We start from the raw sequence: 18,047 nt of genomic DNA on the forward strand, positions 1-18,047 counted from the left end.
ACGGGTAATTGGGTGACTGCCTTCGACTAAGCGGGCGTCTGCACCTAGAGTGTCGAGCATGGCTTACGACGTTGCCCGCGTACGGGGGTTGATTCCCTCACTCGGTGACGGCTGGATCCACCTCGATCCGCAGGCCGGAATGCAGATCCCGGACGCCGTCTCGCGGACGGTCTCCACCGCGTTCCGTGCCTCTGCATCTTCTTCCTCCGGTCGCCACGTCTCGAACCGTCGTAGTGCTGCCATTCTCGAGAGTGCGCGCACCGCGGTCGCCGATCTGGTCGGCGGAGATCCTGCGGGAGTCGTTCTCGGATCAGACCGAGCGGTGTTGTTGGCTTGGCTCGCCGAGTCGCTGAGTTCGCGGTTGGGCCTCGGAACCGGTCTCGTGCTCTCGCGCCTCGACGAAGAGGCCAACGTCGCGCCCTGGCTTCGTGTGGCCAGTCGCTACGGCGCCCAGGTGCGATGGGCCGAGGTAGAAATCGAAACGTGTGAGCTCCCGAGTTGGCAGTTCAACGATCTCATCACCTCGACGACTCGCTTGGTGGCCTTGACGGCCGCATCACCGGTCGTCGGTTCGGCTCCGAACGTCCGTGCCGCAGCTGATCGTCTGCACGAATTCGGCGGACTGATGGTGGTCGACGCGGTCGGTGCAGCGCCATATGCGCATGTGGACATGGCTGACCTCGGGGCGGACATCGTTGCCGTCAGCGCGCCGTCGTGGGGCGGTCCACAGGTGGGCGCACTCGTCTTCCGCGATCCCGGACTGCTCGACCGAATTCCGGCCGTGTCGCTCAACCCGTACGCGCGTGGCGCCGAGCGACTCGAGGTGGGCGGTCATCAGTTCGCGCTGCTGTCCGGTCTCACGTCGTCGATCGATTTCCTGGCGGGCTTGGACGAATCGGCAACGGGAACCAGGCGTGAGCGCCTCGAAACCTCGATCAGCTCGCTGCAGGACTATCAGGACGGTCTGTTCGATCACCTCATGCGTTCTCTCGCAGCCCTGCCCAACGTGATGGTGATCGGCGGCGCACCCACGCGGGTGCCGACGCTCAGCTTCACGCTCGAGGGGATGGCGGCAGACAAGGTCGCCGCGCACCTGGCCGACAAGCGCATCGCAACGGTCAGCGGTACGCATGGTGGTTCCAGGCTGCTCGACGCCCTCGGTGTCAACGACGAAGGCGGCGCGGTCACCGTCGGCCTTGCGCCGTACACGACTCGGTACGAGATCAATCAGCTGGTCGCCGAACTCGGCGCCCTGGGCTGATCGATCCCGCTCGGCTCACTTCACGGTGAGGATGACCTTGCCTACGGTTTCCGGCGAATCCAGCAACTGATGGGCTAATGGCGCCTCGGTGATCGGAAGTTCGGTCGACACGATCGGTTGAACCGATCCATCGGCGATCAACGGCCACAACTTCGCACGGACGTCGGCGACGATGTCCGCTTTACCGCCGGGGCCGGTGAGCGGACGCCCGCGCAGGCCCGTCGACGTGATGTTTCCGCGCTTTCCCATCAGCTTGGCGATGTCGACCTCGCCCTTGCGGCCACCCTGCATTCCGATGATCACGACGTGGCCATCCATGGCGAGTGCGTCGACGTTGCGCCCGAGGTACGACGCTCCCATGTTGTCCAGAACCACATCGGCGCCGTGGTTGTCGGTGGCTTCGGCGAGTGATGCTACGAAGTCGCTGTCGCGATAGTTGATGAGAATATCCGCGCCCAATTCGCGGCAGCGGTTCAATTTGTCCTCCGAACCCGCGGTAACTGCGACGCGGGCGCCGAGGGCTTTGCCGACCTGGATGGCGTGGGTGCCGATTCCGCCGCCACCGCCATGGACGAGTAGTACCTGTCCGCGTCGTAGGCCGCCGCGCATCACGACGTTCGACCACACCGTGCACGCAACTTCCGGCAGAGACGCTGCGACACGGAGATCGACGCCCGCGGGAACGGGGAGAAGTTGTGTTGCCGGGACCGCAACCTTCTCGGCATAGCCACCGCCGGCCAGCAATGCGCAGACTTCGTCGCCGACGGACCAACCGGTGACGTCTTCGCCGAGTTCGGTGATCACACCCGAGCATTCGAGGCCGAGAATGTCACTCGCGCCGGGCGGCGGCGGGTAGAAGCCTTGACGTTGGAGCAGGTCGGCGCGGTTGACTGCGGTCGCGGCGACCTCGACGAGTACGTGCCCGCGAGGTAGTTCAGGATCGGGCTGCTGCGCCCATTTCATGACCTCGGGACCGCCGGGCTGATCGATCGTTATGGCGTACATGGATACGACGCTAGCGAATCTCCCCGCTGACGGGTGTTTTGCCGCTACCGTCGCGGACGTGACTTACTTCGGGAACATGCAGAACGAGATCTATCTGACGGGACTGAGCGGCGCGAAGCCGGCTTTGCCGATGACTGCGGCGGGCTTGGAAGATGCCGCGCGCGAGCAACTCTCACCAGAGGCTTTCGGGTACATCGCCGGTAGCGCGTCGACCGAACGAACCGCGGAGTCGAATCTGCGTGCGTTCGACAAGCATGCGATCGTGCCGCGGATGTTGCGGGGGACTGCGGCGCCCGACGCGCGCGATCTGAGCGTCGAGGTGTTGGGGACGCGGTTGGCTGCACCGATCCTGACGGCTCCGGTGGGCGTGCTCGGCTTGGTCCACGACGACGCCGAGGTTGCGGTCGGTTCGGTCACTGCCGAGTTGGGGATCGGATCGATTCTCTCGACGGCGGCATCCTCAACCATCGAAGACGTAGCGGCGGCCTCCGGCGAGAACTGGTGGTACCAGCTGTACTGGCCGGCCGACGACGAACTTGCGGAGTCGTTTGTCCGTCGGGCGGAGACGGCGGGCGCGAAGGCAATCGTCCTGACTGCCGACACTCCCGGTATGGGTTGGCGTCCAAGGGATCTCGAACTCGGTCACCTCCCGTTCCTGCAGGCGAAGGGTATTGCCAACTATCTGTCGGATCCGGTGTTCCGCGCAAAACTGGCCACGCCTCCCGAGGAGAGTGCAGAAGCCCTGCAGATCGCGGTTCTGACGTGGGTGTCGTTGTTCGGCAATCACGCGGTGCGGATCGCGGATATCGCGAAACTTCGCCAGTGGACGACACTTCCGATCGCGGTGAAGGGAATTGTCCATCCCGACGACGCACGTGAGGCCGTCGCGGCCGGCGCCAACGGCATTGTCGTGAGCAACCATGGTGGGCGTCAGGTCGACGGGTCGATTTCGGCACTCGATGCTCTCGGTCCTGTCGCTGATGCGGTGGGGCATGAGGTGGACATTCTGATGGACTCCGGAATTCGTTGTGGCGCAGACGTAATCAAGGCTCTGGCCTTGGGTGCCGACGCAGTGCTGTACGGGCGGCCGTGGGTGTACGGGTTGGGATTGGCCGGAGCGGACGGAGTGCGTCATGCATTGCGCAGTCTCCTGGCCGACCTGGATCTCACCATGGGGCTGGCGGGGCTGGCATCGGTCGCCGAAATCGACCGTTCGATCCTGATGTCCAATTCGTGACTTTAGGGTGAGTCTTACTGTGACGGGCGGACACAGGTCTAAACTTGGAACCTGTGACAGCTGAAGCGACAACCGAGGAGATCTCGCAGGCGGCGCACGGTGAGACACCGTGGCTGACGCCATGCGAGATGCGTGCATGGCGCGGCTACATGGACGGTAATCAGCGCCTCATGGAGGTTCTCAACCGCGAACTGCAGGATTCACACGACCTGTCGTTGGCCGATTACCGCATTCTGGTCATGCTCTCGGAGTCAGCTGACGGGTCGTTGCGGATGAGTGACCTGGCAGACGGCGTGCTGTCTTCGCGCAGCCGCCTCACGCACCAGATCCGGCGGATGGAATCTCAGGGCATCGTCGTGCGCGACACTTGCGTCGAAGATGGTCGCGGCGTACTTGCGCGGATCACGGAAGAGGGTAGGCGTCGCCTCGCCGAGGCGGCACCTACTCACGTGGCCGGAGTGCGGAACAATCTGGTCGATCTGCTGACTCCCCAGGAACTGGACGTGCTGGCAGACGTCTTCGAGAAGGTCGACAAAGCCATCGGCGAGCGCTGACGTCGGAGCCGTTTTCGCGGTCCGTGGGAACACCCGATAGGATCGCCCACGGAAGCGTGGCAGAGCGGCCGAATGCACTCGCCTTGAAAGCGAGCGTGGCGTTAAACCCACCGGGGGTTCAAATCCCTCCGCTTCCGCCAAAGCAAAGGCTCTGACCTCGGACCTCGGACTTCGGTCCAGGTCAGAGCCTTTACTGTTTTCGGAGTCACACTGCTCGGGTAGTGGGCGTCAGAACCGCACGGTGAATACCACGTGGCGACGCTCTCGGGCCGCGCGCTGGAAAAAGTCCGCCACTTCCTGAAGCCAGCCCCAGGCGTACCCGCGCTCGTCGGAACCGTACTCCGGGTTGCGGTCGTCGAGTGGCATCGCGTCGTAGCGCACGCCGAACTCGGATTCGGTGATTTCCGCCAGGTACGAGGAGACTTCGGCGACCCGATCGGGTGCCAGGTAGGTGACGAGTTGGTCGTCGGTGTCGGTGTTGAGGTCTTCGTCCCCCAAGATCACGCCGTAGGCCGGCCAGTTCTCGGACACGCGCTCGTACCCCGTGCTGGAGAGGGCGCACAGGATCGGATCCCACGCCTTGTCCGTGTCGCACGAGAACTCGGATCGGCCCGTCTCCTCGATGTCCTCGACCACAGCGCCGAGTTTGTCGTCGTCGCCGCGCGCGTCCAGAAGTTCCGCTGCCACGCTGTCTGACAGCGCGAAATGCACCCCAAGTTCCATGGCGTGATGCTAAAGGCCGACCTTGCCGGCGTCCCCGCCCTCACTACAAGGCGAATCGCCTTAGGTAACGATCCTGCTCTGCCTCCGACCGAAGTTACCCATGGTGGGCCTGCTGTCATACATACTTCATCGGTGATTCCGACAAAACGGACCGGCCTTTCTGTTGTATCGCTGGTGATCCTCGTCGTCGCGGGGTTGCTGGTCGCAGCCCCTGCCAGCAGCGCCGCGCCGCCGCCTGACTGGAAATACACAATGGTGGCGTTCAGCAATGCCAGCGACCGTGACATGGATGTCTACGAGTCGGTCGACGGCACCGGCTTTCAGCTCGTCCAGCAGTCGGCGTACAGGCCGCCGTCTGGGCTCGTGCGTGATCCGAGCATCTTCCGGAACACGGACGGGTTGTACTACCTCACCTACACGACGGGTGGTGGGGCGAACATCGGGTTCGCACGCAGCAGCGACCGCATCAACTGGACGCCGCTGGGGAACTATCCGGTTCCGTTTTGCTGCGCCTTGATGCCTGGTACGGGAGATGGCACCGGTTCTGCGAGCCCCCCGGGCTTCTCGGGTTCGGCCGGATTCAGCGACGGACCGTCGCTGTCACCATTCGTCACCAAGGCCTGGGCGCCTGAATGGTTTGTGGACGGCGATCGCGTCAACGTCATCCTGTCGATGTCGACCGGTGGAGGATTTGTGCCGTATCTGATGACGGCGTTGGAACCGTCGCTCCGGTTGTGGAGCCCGCCTGTTCCGCTCGCCGGGATCGGTGCGGACCACATCGACACCACCGTGGTCAAAGTCGGATCGACCTATCATGCGTTCACCAAGAACGAGACGAAGAAGGTCGTCGAGCATGCGGTCGCTCCTTCGGTGACGGGACCTTATTCGTTTGTCCCGCCCGGAAATTGGGGTTCGCTTGTCGAAGGTCCGGCCGTGGTTCAGTTGCCGAGCGGCGACTGGCGGATCTATCTCGACGCCTATACCGAAGGAAAGTATCTCTACTCCGACAGCACGGACGGGCTGAACACCTGGTCTCCGGTGCAAGAGGTTCCTGGGGTGTCCGGGACTGCACGGCATCTCGGCATCATGAGAGAACCGGCATAACTTTCGACCCCGAGTTGGTAGGGCTCTGATCAAGGACTCCGGTCTTGGTCAGAGCCTTTTCTCGTACTTGCGTACTACTTGTGTGCGTAGTCTGCGCGAATCAGTGATTGACAAGCTAACGATGCGATGCCAGTGGGTTCTACGATTTCGCGCCGACCACGAAGTGAGTATCTCCGCGTGAGCTGTGCAGAGTTGCGCTCCCAGGCCCCGCTCGGGCGCCGTACTTCACGATTGATTGCCAAGTAATGCCTGTTAGTTTCATATTCAAGTACGCGCACCGGCCTGGTACCCGCACTTTCGGCCTTCAACTGCTCTGAGGCCCGCGGGAGGCGGATTCAATTCGATTTGCCGCACTGTTTCTGAGGGATCTTCTCGTTCGTAAACGGTGACCTTGCTCATAGTGGGACCTAAGTCTTTTTCGCTGCTGATAAGCCTGTCGATATATATCTGTTACCGAAAGTTCACCCTAAATCCAGGATGGGGGAGATGGCGCGCTGGCGGGCAAACGGGACGATTGGTACCGTCCGGTAACTAATTCAGTTAGTTGTCGGCTACCGCTCTGGTTGCTGTGTCACGTGGAGGAGCAGTTCATGTCGCTCGAATCGCAAAACGGCCTATCCCATCGTCGATCGAGGGTCGCGGTAGGGCTCGCGGCGTGTGCGGTTGCCGCGCTGTCGTCGGGTGTGGTCTTCGCAGGGAGTGCATCGGCAACGCCGACGGCGTTGGCGGACAAATTCGCGAGCACGGTCACCGATGACGGTTGGTCGTTGGATCTTGCGGCCACAAAACTGTCGGCGAACCCGGTGCCGAATCTGGCGACGACGGCGTTCACCCGTGAGGGGTTCGTGTCGGCGAAGGTGACCGGCACGATCGGTGGTGCGGGCGATTCGGCAGTGAAGACCGGTTATGTCGAGCAGGGATTGCAGATCGGCTGCCAGATCGATGTCTCCTCCGGACTTGGCTTGGGGCTTGGCTTTTCGCTCGGCCCGTCTGTCGGTGTGAGTATTTCGGGTGTCCCGTCGGCGAACGTGGGTGTGAATGCGTCGGTGAATCCGAGTATTCAGTCGACGATTGCGCCGGGCACGATCACGACGATTCCGTTGGGGAAGAAGGATCTCGAGGCGTCGAAGGCGTCGATCACGGCAGAGAACGTGCACGTGAAGGTTGATGCGTGCATGGGGCCGGTGACGATTCGCTCCTACGCACAACTCTCGGTGTCGACGGCAACGTCGGATAACACGTTGTTCGTGTACTCCGATCCCACCTGGCTCTAACCCACGCAGACTTCGCCGGCGCTGCTGGCGAGCAATTCCTGATCCGTCCCGTCCCGGGGTGGTTACTCATCACGCTCACAAAGGAGAAATCATGAAGATTCGTACCTTGGCCACTGCCGGAACCCTCACCGCAGGTATCGCCCTGATCGGTGTTCTCGGCGCCGGCGTGGCATCTGCTGCAACTCCGATCGTGCAACCGGAACATGGCCGGATCGGACTTTCACTTTCGAACGCCGAAACGGCGGCGCTGGCGGCGAGCCCGATTCCTGATGCGATTGCGAACATCGTTCCAGGTTCGCTGAGGGGGGTCTGGTTGGCGCCTGGTTCCGCGATAACTGTTACCGATGGCAAGGTCGACGCCCTCGAAGGAGCTGTGCTCGGTGAAGCAGCCGCGCGTGGTGGGCATGCCAATGTCTTTGTCTCCGAACCGAATCACCCCGCCAGTGAGGGGCACATAGTGCTGACGGAGCAGTACTGGAACTGATACCAGGCCGAACGCCGGCGACCCGCTCTCCCTTCCTATTTGGAGTTCCAGCCATGACCGTCAACAACGCCGAACGCCGCAGTGTCCAGTCGGAATCCACTGCCGTCGATAGGAAAGACGTTGCAGACGTTGATGACTGGGATCCGGACAGTGAACTCAGTCCACTCTCCAAGGCTGTGATCGCTACGGCAGTTGGACTGGGGTTGCTGATCGCGGCATTCGCGGTGATCGGGAAGCTCGCCGGCTGGGCGAACGACTACGGGACGATCCTGGTTTACCTGGCGTTCTTCTTGTGGATGTCGATCTCCGGACGGTTGTTCTGGTGTGGCGCAGACAAACACATCGCGCTACTCCGAACGAAGAAGAGTGACAATCGTGGTGCGCACCGGTGAAGTCCGGTAGACGACTTCGCCGGACTCTCGCGGGAGTGCTTGCCGCTGGGGCGCTGTTGACCGGAGCGGCCGGAGCGATCGGTGCGGGAATTGCACTCTCCGCCGCTCCGGCGAACGCGACGCCGGAAGAAGACTGCGCGGCGGTGCGAGCACGTGATCATCAGATCTACCTGAATCTCATTGCGTCGCTGCCACCTGGCGCACCCATCCCGCCAGAGATCATCAACCCGTGCCTGAGTGCGCCGTCCACGACGGCGACAGCTGCGCCGACGACCACCGTCGGGCTCCCCGGTGCGCAAGCTCCAGGCGGTGGCCCGAATGTCGGGGCCAATGCTCCGACGAACTTTCCCACCTACAACGGCACCCCCATCGTCCCGGTTCCGACGATCGAGGTTCCGCCCATTGCTTCCGAGTCCCCGGCCTCGGAAACTGGTGTCGGTGCATTCCCCAATGCATCGGCATCAGCGGTTCCCTCACCCACACCCACCCCGGGTGAGGGAACCACCACCGATCGTGGTCCCGGACCGATCCCCACGGATTCGGATTCGAATATCGCACCGGCCCAGCCGGTTCCGGACCCGGCAGCAGATGTCTCTACAAACGGGGAGGACTCGGGCCGTGACAGGTATCTCGAACTGGTCCTCGTCGGGGCCGCGGCGTTCACCGCTGCGGGTATGGGAGTGCGGGGGCGGCCGGGACCGTTCAGTGCGCTTGCGAGCGCGCGTCCGTGGGAGTCGGTTCTCTCCCATGTAGTCGGTACGGTCGCGAAACCGTTCATGCCGTATTTCGTCGGCGGTCAGGACGTCGTGGTCATCCCCGACCCAGGTGGCGGACAACGCACCATCTTCCTCATTCACGACGAAACCTCCTCGCATGAAGCTCAAATGGTGGTCGACGTACCGCCCGGCGGACACATGAGCATCAACGACGACGGGTCCGTCGGTGTCTACGACGCGAACGGAGACTTGCAGGGCACCGTTGCCGCTGCGTGGGCGTACGACGTCAACGGCGATCCGGTTCCCACCTACTACGAGATCCGTGACGGCAAGCTCTACCAAGTCGTTATCCCGACCCCGGGCGTCATCTACCCGGTCACCGCTGACGGCCCCTACGGCGGCAGCGACCCGGTCACCGGACGAGACATCACCGCTACACCCCTTCAAGGGGGCGGTGAGGCGGTCAACCAGTCCGGCGGACCGGTCATGGTCAACGTCCCGACAGACTCCCCCTACAACGACCTCGGCGGGATCGACCCACTGGGCAATCTCGACATGGATCCGCCGACGCAGCCGGCACCGACAACGCCTCTGCCGTTCGATATCGGATCGCCGACCGACTCGGGCACCGATACGAGCGAGCCTCCGTGGAACCCACTCGACAACCTCGACATGGAAACGCAGACGCAGCCAGATCCTCCAATGTAACTACCATTCGGGATCTTTGACTCTGATCCCAACAACGGTTTGATCAGCCCCGCGCAGAGGGCCGCGAACCAACGGGCGCTCGCCCATGGCGACGTACCTGCTGACTTCCCTGGCAACGTCCCTCTGACCGCACAGCAACAACTTGACGACCTGCAATGGCAGGTGGATCAGATGCGAGACCGCGGCTATACAGATTCCGAGATCGCGACTGTCTTGAGTAAAGGCAGCACCGCGCTCGGTGGCCCCGCCTCGGGCTTGCAATCTGCGGGCACCCTTGCGAACACTGGTGTGCATCATGCTGGTTCGCTTCCGAGCGCTGCGCAGGCCGGTCGGTCGGCGGCGGTGGGTACTGTTTTAAGCAGATTATCGGTGGCAGCTGAGGTTGCCTCGGGTGTCATCAAGTGGCGCGAAGGCGCGCCAAGTGGCGAAACTGTGGGAAATTCCGGTGGCGCAATCGCATTGGGATGGGCAGGCGGCAAAGGTGGCGCCGCACTCGGCGGGTTTCTCGGCGGCCCGATAGGTGCCGCAGTCGGGGGCGGAATCGGTGCAATCGGAGGATCGCTACTCGGGGCATATTTGGGTACCCGGGCAGGCCGATCATTTGATTGAAGCCTTAGCAAATGATCGATCGCTCCAAGAGAAGGGACTGAGACCATGCATTACCTGCTGATCGCTGCCATTGCGTTCTGCCTAGCCTCGGGGGTGCTGTCGGCGCTTGATGCCGCAGCAGGCAATCCGATGCGGGGCGCGATAACCTTGGCCGTTTCGTTGACGGCTGCGAGTGGGATGGTCTTCCTCGTGACAGACAATTCGACCACCCGGATCGGCGCTGTCGCGGGCACTGCGGCGGTCCTCGTTTTGCGTTTTCTCCCAAAGAGTTCCATATACCGACGCGACACCGTTCCTCGAGCGGAATCGGCACCATGACCACCTTCTATGCGATTTGTGCGATTACCGCAGGGGCTGTGGCGTTGATCGTATCCACGCCCTACGTGATGTACCGCAGTCATGCGAGAACGATCTACTGGAGTTCGTCGATCCTGACCATCGTTTTCGCTTGGCTCACCGCTCCTCAGCGGTCGATTCTCGGACCTGTCCTCTTGTGCGGTTTCGCTGCTGTGTTCGTGGCGTGGTGGTGGACCCCCTTCCTCACGCGAAGGCATCCCACCGGATTCAACGATGTTTTCGGTGCTTGGCTGACACGGGCGCTCTACCGCGAGCAGAAGGATGCACCTCCGGTAAACAGGTACGACAAACTGCACTACAAAGACACTGACCGCCAAGCACGAGATACCGATTCTGACGGAAATCAGGTCAACACCTGAGCCGGCGCGTAGAGCGCTTTGACGTGATGTCCTCAATACCCCCACGTGGCACGTGCCTCGGATCCAGTCTCCAAAGAGCAGATGATCAATTTGTCTGACCAGAAGGGATCTCGAGGTCATGATCGGTTTCCGGGGGGTACCTCACGCACCGACTCGTTCTCCTGCACCTTTGCCGACGAATCGCTGATTGCGCTGGCGTTAAGGGTCGTACGGGGGCAGGCCGATATCTGGGCCTCTCGTGTCACCGTGCTCTACCACCGGACCGAATCATCGCCTCAGCGCAACGTACCCGGCGACGCGATCGTGGGCAGTTGCACCTACTTCGGCCTTGAGTTGCTGATCGACGAAACACAACTCCCACCCCAGGGTGGAGGCTTTTCCGTACGGGAACAGAACGATCGTCATCCAGCGTGATCCAAGCGCCCTGTGGGCCGCCGACGATATCCTAAGCATCCGCGCTGCAGCAAGATTGCCGACCGGGACGACCGGAGGTGCGTCTACCCAAGGTTCACGAGGGCTCTGGCACCCTAGACGTGACACCAGGCGTTCCCGCCCAGCTCACGAATGTGATGGCGTCTCCATCTTCCCCTGACGTGGTGACGACCGCCGAGCGTGGGCTCCTAAGTTCAATGGTTGGAAAGGACGGGGCGATGAGCATGTTCGGGCGGCGGCCGACGGTAGCCGGATATTGGGGCACGCGGGTGCAGTCGAGTCAGGAGGTGGCGCAGACGATGCGGGCTTTCCTCGATGATCTGGAAGCGGTCGACTCGGGGTTGGCGTTGCCTTGGGTCTCGACTGCCGAGTTCGACAAGGTGCCAGCAGATCTCAGTGTGGATGGGTTGGTGCGAATCTTCGAGCATTCCCGCTCGAAGGAGATGGGGTATTCGGACACCCCGGGACCGGGCTACGACATCGACTTGTCGCCGGAAGACGGGACCGCGCGCCGGGTCGGTGCCTGGGTCGGCGGGCTGGAAACCAGTGCTCCCAACAGTGTCCGGGTGTCGTTGCCGACGGAGAAGCAGCTCACCGACAGCACCCGGCAGCTGCTCGACCCGGATATCGGAGACGCGATCGTGAGAGTGATCGTCAAGCATTGGGAACCGGATCGGGCTCGGTGGAGCATCGGCGACTACCGGCACCTTCAGAATCGGTCGAAAGGTGAGGTGGAGGTGGGATGGGAAACATACTTCCATTCCGGAGTTACGTTCGATCGCAGCGCGCTGCCCCAGTCTGCGGTGGTAGAGGATCTGCTCAATGGCACGTTGATTCGGTTGGGGGACAAGCCTATGCAGGTTGATACCGCCGACATTGTGGCGGTGCGGGCGGCGTTGGGTTACCCGGTGTAGGCCCCGCAATGGGTCCGGAGTTCACCATTGCATCAGACGTCGAGAAATGTGTTAACCGGATGGCCTGCTTCGCCTTTCGATAGTATCGTCAGATGGCACTCCGAACCGACTTGCTCGCGTGGCTCCTCGATTCGGATCCAGCGATTCGGTGGCAGGTGGAGCGCGATCTGTTGAACGAAGCGCCCACTGTGTGGGTGGCGACGCGCGCGTCGATCGCTACCAAAGGATTTGGTGCACGCCTGCTTTCATTGCAGGATCGAGACGGCCAATGGGCGGGTGGGGCGTTTTTCCCGGCAGAATTCGACTTTGCGGGACCCGAAGCAGCAGAACAAGGTCCGCAACCCTGGACGGCAACTACTTGGACGCTCAACTCCTTGCGTGAGTGGGGCCTCGATGCCGGTGTTCTGCGGGAGCGTCGTACCGCAGAACTGCTCGCGGAGAACTGTCGCTGGGAGTACGAGGGCCGGCCGTACTGGGACGGTGAGGTCGATTGCTGCATCAACGCCTGGACGGTGGCAAACGGTGTGTGGCTCGACATGCGTGTTGATGAACTGGCTGATTGGTTTGTGCAGCATCAACTTCCGGATGGCGGGTGGAACTGCGAGTGGATCGAAGGTTCGACGCGATCGTCGTTTCATTCGTCCCTCAATTCACTCAAAGGGCTTCTCGCGTACGAGATCGCGACCGGGGGAACAAAGGAGACGTGCGCGGCTCGACGATCCGGTGAGGAATTCTTGCTGCAGCGCGGTCTGTTCCGGCGACTCTCGACCGGCGAACCGGTGGGGCCTTGGGTCGGCCGGTTCGCGTACCCGTTCCGGTGGCGCTACAACGTGCTCAACGCAGCCGACTACTTCCGTGAAGCGTCGTTGTCGTATGGAAATGAGCCTGATCCGCGAATGGCGGACGCGATCGAGATGATCCGGGCCGCTCGAGCCTCGGATGGGACGTGGCTCCAGGCCGGTCGCCAACCGGGGCGGGTGTGGTTCGAGGTCGACACAGAGGCGGGGGAGCCGTCGAAGTGGCTGACTTTGTCCGGCATCCGAGTGCTCGCCTGGTGGGATCAATCCTCCCCTCTAGGTTCTGCATAACAAAAGAGTTACAGCGAGATTCATTTCACCTTTAAAGGTTATCGAAAGGTGATCTTCGACCTTCCAGTTGAAATATCCAGTACGGATGAAGAACATATTAACGACAGGATTGCCCTCAGTGCGGTGAAGGTTAATCATCTGAACAGGTGAGAAGATGTTCGGTGAAATTACCTACCCGATTGGATAGGCGGGTCACCGACGTTGGTAATCAAATAAGGCGCTCGCGGCTGTCTCGGTTAGGGAGCTAAGTCCCGAGCTGGAAACGGCATTTCTGCTCCGAAAGTGTCGCTCACCAGCGGCTACGTTCCCCATTTTGCAGGACTTAAACCACTTTCGGCGAGAATTGGTCCCGCAATTGTAGGTTGTGGAGCGTCCGCAATGTTTAGGCAAAGGCCCATCTTTTCCCAGAACAATGCTCTACTAAACGTGAAAACCGGATGTTCCCCCGATTTTGCTGAGAAGGTGCAACTATGGGGCGTAGCGTAACTGTCGCAGCGAACCGGAACATTGCGAATTGCTGCTCTAACCAATGACTTTGTTCAGGTCCGAATAATGCTCGGAGGTCGTCGATGTCGATGGAAATGGTGTTAGCCGAAGCAGTGATAGACAGTGGGGACACGGCGTGGGTGCTGATCTCCGCCGGCCTGGTTCTCTTCATGGTTCCCGGACTCGCCTTCTTCTACGCCGGTCTGGTGCGCGGTAGCAGTGCGCTCGTCATGTTGCAGCAGAACCTCGTCCCACTCGGACTCGTCTCGATTACCTGGGTCGTGTTCGGATACAGCTTCGCGTTCAGCGGAGACTGGGGTTCCGGCTTCCTCGGTGACTTGAAATTGTTCGGCTTGCAGGACATACACACAGCCGCCGCCCCGGGCTTCCACCTGATCGAAGGTGCAGTCGCGGTACCGACTCTGGCGTTCGTGGTCTATCAGATGATGTTCGCGATCATCACGCCCGCGCTGATCACCGGTGCGACCGCAAACCGGCTCAAGCCCTTGGGCTGGGCCGTTCTGCTCGTGCTGTGGTCGATCATCGTCTACCCCCCGATTGCGCACTGGCTCTTCAATCCCGAAGGCTGGCTGGCGCTCCGAGGAGCTCAGGACTGGGCCGGCGGAATTGTCGTCCACGCATCCGCCGGTGCCGCCGCCCTGGCAATCTTGCTGGTGGTCGGTAAACGCCCGGGATGGCCCAACGCCGAGGCAGTCCCGCACTCGGTGCCCCTGGCGTTGATCGGCGCAGGCATCCTGTGGTTCGGCTGGTTCGGATTCAACGCAGGCGACGGATTGGCCGCCGATGGTGTTGCGGCACAAGCCTTGATGAACACTCACATAGCCGCAGCGGGCGGCATGGTCGTCTGGCTCGTCATCGAAAGGTATACCGAGGGCAAGGCCACGGCGATCGGTGGGATCACCGGCGCGGTAGCCGGTCTCGCGACCGTCACCCCCTGCGCCGGCTTCGTCAGCACCTTCTCCGCGTTGGCGATCGGCGCGCTTGCCGGACTGGTCTGCCACTTCGCGCTCGCGCTCAAGTCGATCTTCAAGTTCGACGACGCGCTCGACGTCATCGCGGTCCACTTCATCGGCGGCATCCTCGGTTCACTCCTTCTCGGTTTGTTCGGCGAAAAAGCCATCAATTCGATCGGCCGCGACGGACTCTTCTTCGGCGGCGGGGCAGGACTACTCGGCGAGCAGGCGCTGGCGTTGATCGTCGTCATCGCTTTCTCGTTCGTGGTGACCTGGCTGATCGCCACGGGCATCGAGAAGACCATCGGTCTCAAGCTGGCCCCGAAAGACCAGGTGGACATCGACCGTCGTCAGCAAGGCATGGACGCATACCGCTACAACGCCGCGTTCGTCGACGCCGGTGGTGCGCCGCAGACCAGCGGGTTCGACTCGGGGGTCCTGGTCGAGGGGACAAAACTTGTTCCGAACCTCGCCGCCCCGAAGCACGAACTCATCACCGCGGTATTGCAGACCATCGAGTCCGAGAAGCTTCGGGAGGCGCTGCTGGCTGCCGGAGCGGAGTCGATAGTCGTATCGGAAGCGCATGTCTCCGCGAGTGACTCGGCCTCGCTCAAGTTCCGCGGACAACGCAACGACGTCGTGTTCACCGAGCGGTTGCGTGTCGAGGTGTTGGTCGCCTCGGAACATGCCCAGGCGGTTCTGGACGCGATCAACGAGTACTCGGGCGGCAGGCGGAGCGGTTTTGTCCAGCAAGCGGCCGAACCACTCACCGAAGCGACGGAACAGGGGAGCTGACATGTATTCGACGACAGGGAGTTACCGCATGATCGACAAGGAGCGTTCGGAATGCATCTGACACCGCGAGAACTCGACAAGCTGACAATTCTCATGTTGGCGGATGTCGCACTGAGGCGAAAGGCAAAGGGGCTCAAACTCAATCATCCGGAGTCCGTCGCAGTCATCACTGCAGCCGCTCTGGAGGGAGCTCGGGAGGGCAAGACTCTCGAGGAGGTCATGGCCGACGCATCGCACGCCTTGACGGTCGACGACGTGATGGAAGGTGTCGCGGAGATGATTCCGCGTGTGCAGGTCGAGGCGGTGTTCCTCGACGGTAGCCGGCTCGTCACCGTGCACTCTCCGATCCAGTAGCCCGACCGAGATGTCAGGAGCACTCCAAGATGGCAAGCAAATCGACGAAGAAGGATTCCGGCGGCGAGAAGAAAGTGCCGGTCGGCGGATACGTGTTGCGGGACGAGCCGATCGAACTGAACGAGGGCCGTCCCCGTTTGAAGTTGCGAGTCCGAAACACCGGTGACCGTCCCATCCAGGTGGGTTCGCACTATCACTTCATGGAAGTCAATCGCGCGTTGTCCTTCGATCGTGAACAGTCCTTCGGCTGGCGCCTCGACATTCCAGCGGGCACGGCGGTCAGATTCGAGCCGGGCGACGAAAAGGAAGTGACGTTGGTGCCGTTCGGCGGCAAGCAACGGGTTCAAGGCTTCAACGGACTTGTCGACGGTTGGGCGCCGACCCACGCCGCCTACCGCCCTCGGCTTCCCGGAGCCGTCCAGCGTGCCGAAGAACTCGGCTTCCTGTCCGAACCTCAAACCGACTGATTCTCGTTCACGGCGGACGAAGGAGAGCGACACCCATGACAAGCATTTCGAGACAAGAGTATTCGGGCCTTTTCGGGGTCACCACGGGTGACCAGATCAGACTGGGCAATACCGACCTGTACATCGAGGTCGAGGAAGATCTTCGAACCATCGGAGACGAGTCGATCTACGGCGGCGGCAAGACGCTGCGCGACGGCATGGGCCAGGATCCGGAGTCGTGCAGCATCGACGGTGCCCTCGACCTCGTGATCACCAACGTGGTCATCGTCGATGCAACCATCGGCGTCGTCAAGGCAGACGTGGGAATCAAGGACGGGAAGATCGTCGGCTGGGGCAAGGCGGGAAACTCCAGCACGATGGAAGGCGTCACTCCGGGGCTGACGACCGGTCCGGCGACCGACGCGATCTCCGGTGAGCAGATGATTCTCACTGCTGCCGGCATCGATCCACACGTGCACCTCGTGTCACCGCAGCAGGCGTATCACGCGCTCAGTGGGGGAGTGACCACGCTGATCGGTGGCGGCATCGGCCCGACCGACGGAACCAACGGCACCACCATCACTTCCGGCATCTGGAACATGGAGATGATGCTCAAGGCCAACGAGGGTTTGCCGGTCAACGTCTGCATGCTGGGCAAGGGCAACTCGTCCGGGCATCAGTCCCTGGTCGAACAGATCAAGGCCGGTGCGGCCGGTCTGAAGGTCCACGAGGACTGGGGCGCAACCCCGGCCACGATTCGTGAGTCTCTGCGGGTGGCAGACGAAATGGATGTTCAGGTCGCCATTCACACGGATACGCTCAACGAGGCCGGCTACGTCGAGGACACCATCGCGGCCTTCGAAGGACGCACGATTCACACCTATCACAGCGAGGGCGCGGGTGGCGGACACGCACCCGACATTCTGCGGGTGACGGGAGAGGACAACGTACTTCCGGCGTCGACCAACCCGACGTTGCCGTACGGCATCAACACTCAGGCCGAACTCTTCGACATGATCATGGTCTGTCACAACCTCAATCCCAAAGTGCCCTCGGATGTTTCTTTTGCCGAGTCCCGCGTTCGCGCCGAGACGATCGGTGCCGAGAACGTACTGCAGGACATGGGCGTCATCTCGATGTTCTCGAGTGACTCACAGGCGATGGGCCGCGTCGGAGAAAACTGGCTACGCGCGATCCAAACAGCGGACTGCATGAAGCGGTCCCGCGGGAAGCTGCCCGAGGATTCGCCGACGCACGACAACTTCCGCGTGTTGCGTTACGTCGCGAAGGTCACGATCAATCCCGCGTTGACGTTCGGTCTTTCGCATGTGGTCGGGTCGATCGGTGTCGGGAAGATGGCGGATCTTGTTCTCTGGGAGCCCGCATTCTTCGGTGCGAAGCCGAAGACGATCATCAAGAACGGTCTGATCAGCTGGCACGCCATGGGAGATCCGAATGCGTCGCTCCCGACACCACAACCGGTGATCTACCGGCCGATGTTCGGTGGATTCGGCAAGGCGTTGCCGCAGAGTTCGGTCTCGTTCGTCTCGCGAGCGGCGCTCGACGACGGCATCAAGGATCGACTCGGACTCGAACGTCAGGTTGTTGCTGTCGAGGGAACCAGAACAGTCACCAAGCGTGATCTGGTTCGCAACTCGGCCACTCCGGAAATCAAGGTGGACCCGGAGACCTTCGCGGTGACTGCGGACGGCGTCCACGCATACGTCGAACCTGCCGAATCCATTCGCTTGAACCAACTTTACTTCTTCAGTTAG

The 18,047-nt window shown here is 61.8% G+C and carries 21 protein-coding genes and 1 tRNA gene; 17 read left to right on the forward strand and 5 right to left on the reverse strand.

The window, feature by feature from the left end; genetic code table 11:
* The first annotated feature begins 58 nt into the window (after positions 1–58).
* Positions 59–1,261 carry a cysteine desulfurase-like protein gene (locus tag RA302_RS01335; protein ID WP_007731767.1) on the forward strand — a complete coding sequence of 401 codons (1,203 nt, stop codon included), beginning with the start codon at positions 59–61 and terminating at the stop codon, positions 1,259–1,261.
* Between the two features lie 15 nt (positions 1,262–1,276).
* Here RA302_RS01335 and RA302_RS01340 read toward each other — a convergent pair whose 3' ends face one another.
* A complete protein-coding gene (locus RA302_RS01340) occupies positions 1,277–2,266 on the reverse strand; it encodes an NAD(P)H-quinone oxidoreductase (protein WP_007731765.1) in 990 nt (329 codons plus the stop codon).
* On the opposite strand from RA302_RS01340, the gene RA302_RS01345 reads away from it, so the two are divergent.
* The 3 genes from RA302_RS01345 to RA302_RS01355 all read left to right on the forward strand — a co-directional run bounded on the left by RA302_RS01345 (position 2,265) and on the right by RA302_RS01355 (position 4,197).
* A complete protein-coding gene (locus tag RA302_RS01345) occupies positions 2,265–3,503 on the forward strand; it encodes a lactate 2-monooxygenase (protein WP_003943926.1) in 1,239 nt (412 codons plus the stop codon). The genes RA302_RS01340 and RA302_RS01345 overlap by 2 nt on opposite strands.
* 128 nt (positions 3,504–3,631) lie before the next feature.
* Complete coding sequence (locus tag RA302_RS01350) at positions 3,632–4,057, forward strand: MarR family transcriptional regulator (protein WP_020968140.1); 426 nt, start codon at positions 3,632–3,634, stop codon at positions 4,055–4,057.
* Between the two features lie 50 nt (positions 4,058–4,107).
* Positions 4,108–4,197: transfer RNA gene (locus RA302_RS01355), tRNA-Ser, on the forward strand.
* A gap of 88 nt (positions 4,198–4,285) precedes the next feature.
* Here the strand turns inward: RA302_RS01355 and RA302_RS01360 are convergent.
* Positions 4,286–4,780, reverse strand: a complete 495-nt coding sequence (locus RA302_RS01360; RefSeq protein ID WP_019746449.1) for a DUF1877 family protein — start codon at positions 4,778–4,780, stop codon at positions 4,286–4,288.
* A 252-nt stretch (positions 4,781–5,032) separates the two neighbouring features.
* On the opposite strand from RA302_RS01360, the gene RA302_RS01365 reads away from it, so the two are divergent.
* The 5 genes from RA302_RS01365 to RA302_RS01385 all read left to right on the forward strand — a co-directional run bounded on the left by RA302_RS01365 (position 5,033) and on the right by RA302_RS01385 (position 9,458).
* The gene (locus RA302_RS01365; protein ID WP_225320427.1) at positions 5,033–5,884 is read left to right on the forward strand and encodes a glycoside hydrolase family 43 protein; all 852 of its coding nucleotides are present in this window, start codon (positions 5,033–5,035) and stop codon (positions 5,882–5,884) included.
* Positions 5,885–6,474: 590 nt separating this feature from the next.
* Positions 6,475–7,158 carry an MspA family porin gene (locus RA302_RS01370; protein WP_166501650.1) on the forward strand — a complete coding sequence of 228 codons (684 nt, stop codon included), beginning with the start codon at positions 6,475–6,477 and terminating at the stop codon, positions 7,156–7,158.
* Between the two features lie 91 nt (positions 7,159–7,249).
* Positions 7,250–7,642, forward strand: coding sequence for a hypothetical protein (locus tag RA302_RS01375; protein ID WP_046377755.1), 393 nt, complete (start codon positions 7,250–7,252; stop codon positions 7,640–7,642).
* Between the two features lie 53 nt (positions 7,643–7,695).
* Positions 7,696–8,034 carry a hypothetical protein gene (locus RA302_RS01380; RefSeq protein ID WP_166501651.1) on the forward strand — a complete coding sequence of 113 codons (339 nt, stop codon included), beginning with the start codon at positions 7,696–7,698 and terminating at the stop codon, positions 8,032–8,034.
* Positions 8,031–9,458 carry a hypothetical protein gene (locus tag RA302_RS01385; RefSeq protein WP_225320229.1) on the forward strand — a complete coding sequence of 476 codons (1,428 nt, stop codon included), beginning with the start codon at positions 8,031–8,033 and terminating at the stop codon, positions 9,456–9,458. Before RA302_RS01380 ends, RA302_RS01385 begins: the two co-directional genes overlap by 4 nt.
* On the opposite strand, the gene RA302_RS01390 is transcribed toward RA302_RS01385, so the two are convergent.
* The gene (locus RA302_RS01390) at positions 9,459–9,755 is read right to left on the reverse strand and encodes a hypothetical protein (protein WP_238054106.1); all 297 of its coding nucleotides are present in this window, start codon (positions 9,753–9,755) and stop codon (positions 9,459–9,461) included.
* 72 nt (positions 9,756–9,827) lie between these two features.
* On the opposite strand from RA302_RS01390, the gene RA302_RS01395 reads away from it, so the two are divergent.
* The gene (locus RA302_RS01395) at positions 9,828–10,067 is read left to right on the forward strand and encodes a hypothetical protein (protein ID WP_113683461.1); all 240 of its coding nucleotides are present in this window, start codon (positions 9,828–9,830) and stop codon (positions 10,065–10,067) included.
* Between the two features lie 50 nt (positions 10,068–10,117).
* Here RA302_RS01395 and RA302_RS01400 read toward each other — a convergent pair whose 3' ends face one another.
* Positions 10,118–10,300 (reverse strand): hypothetical protein, encoded by a 183-nt coding sequence (locus RA302_RS01400; RefSeq protein WP_125461318.1) that lies wholly within the window; start codon positions 10,298–10,300, stop codon positions 10,118–10,120.
* An 81-nt stretch (positions 10,301–10,381) separates the two neighbouring features.
* Here RA302_RS01400 and RA302_RS01405 point away from each other — a divergent pair, with 81 nt between their 5' ends.
* Positions 10,382–10,783: a hypothetical protein gene (locus tag RA302_RS01405; protein ID WP_042950357.1), complete on the forward strand. Its 402-nt coding sequence runs from the start codon at positions 10,382–10,384 to the stop codon at positions 10,781–10,783.
* Between the two features lie 267 nt (positions 10,784–11,050).
* Here the strand turns inward: RA302_RS01405 and RA302_RS01410 are convergent, their stop codons facing one another.
* Positions 11,051–11,188 (reverse strand): hypothetical protein, encoded by a 138-nt coding sequence (locus RA302_RS01410; RefSeq protein ID WP_154606700.1) that lies wholly within the window; start codon positions 11,186–11,188, stop codon positions 11,051–11,053.
* A 245-nt stretch (positions 11,189–11,433) separates the two neighbouring features.
* Between RA302_RS01410 and RA302_RS01415 the strand changes: the two genes are divergently transcribed.
* The 6 genes from RA302_RS01415 to RA302_RS01440 all read left to right on the forward strand — a co-directional run bounded on the left by RA302_RS01415 (position 11,434) and on the right by RA302_RS01440 (position 18,047).
* Positions 11,434–12,129, forward strand: coding sequence for an Imm52 family immunity protein (locus RA302_RS01415; protein WP_225320230.1), 696 nt, complete (start codon positions 11,434–11,436; stop codon positions 12,127–12,129).
* Between the two features lie 92 nt (positions 12,130–12,221).
* Positions 12,222–13,217: a squalene cyclase gene (locus RA302_RS01420; protein WP_238054107.1), complete on the forward strand. Its 996-nt coding sequence runs from the start codon at positions 12,222–12,224 to the stop codon at positions 13,215–13,217.
* Between the two features lie 569 nt (positions 13,218–13,786).
* Positions 13,787–15,472 (forward strand): ammonium transporter, encoded by a 1,686-nt coding sequence (locus RA302_RS01425; protein ID WP_020905829.1) that lies wholly within the window; start codon positions 13,787–13,789, stop codon positions 15,470–15,472.
* Positions 15,473–15,523: 51 nt separating this feature from the next.
* Positions 15,524–15,826 (forward strand): urease subunit gamma, encoded by a 303-nt coding sequence (locus tag RA302_RS01430; RefSeq protein WP_003943837.1) that lies wholly within the window; start codon positions 15,524–15,526, stop codon positions 15,824–15,826.
* Positions 15,827–15,855: 29 nt separating this feature from the next.
* The gene (locus tag RA302_RS01435) at positions 15,856–16,293 is read left to right on the forward strand and encodes an urease subunit beta (RefSeq protein WP_003943812.1); all 438 of its coding nucleotides are present in this window, start codon (positions 15,856–15,858) and stop codon (positions 16,291–16,293) included.
* A gap of 35 nt (positions 16,294–16,328) precedes the next feature.
* On the forward strand, positions 16,329–18,047 hold the full coding sequence (locus RA302_RS01440) for an urease subunit alpha (RefSeq protein WP_003943847.1): 1,719 nt from the start codon (positions 16,329–16,331) through the stop codon (positions 18,045–18,047).

Source organism: Rhodococcus sp. DN22 (assembly GCF_036669995.1).
GTDB classification, from domain to species: domain Bacteria; phylum Actinomycetota; class Actinomycetes; order Mycobacteriales; family Mycobacteriaceae; genus Rhodococcus_F; species Rhodococcus_F erythropolis.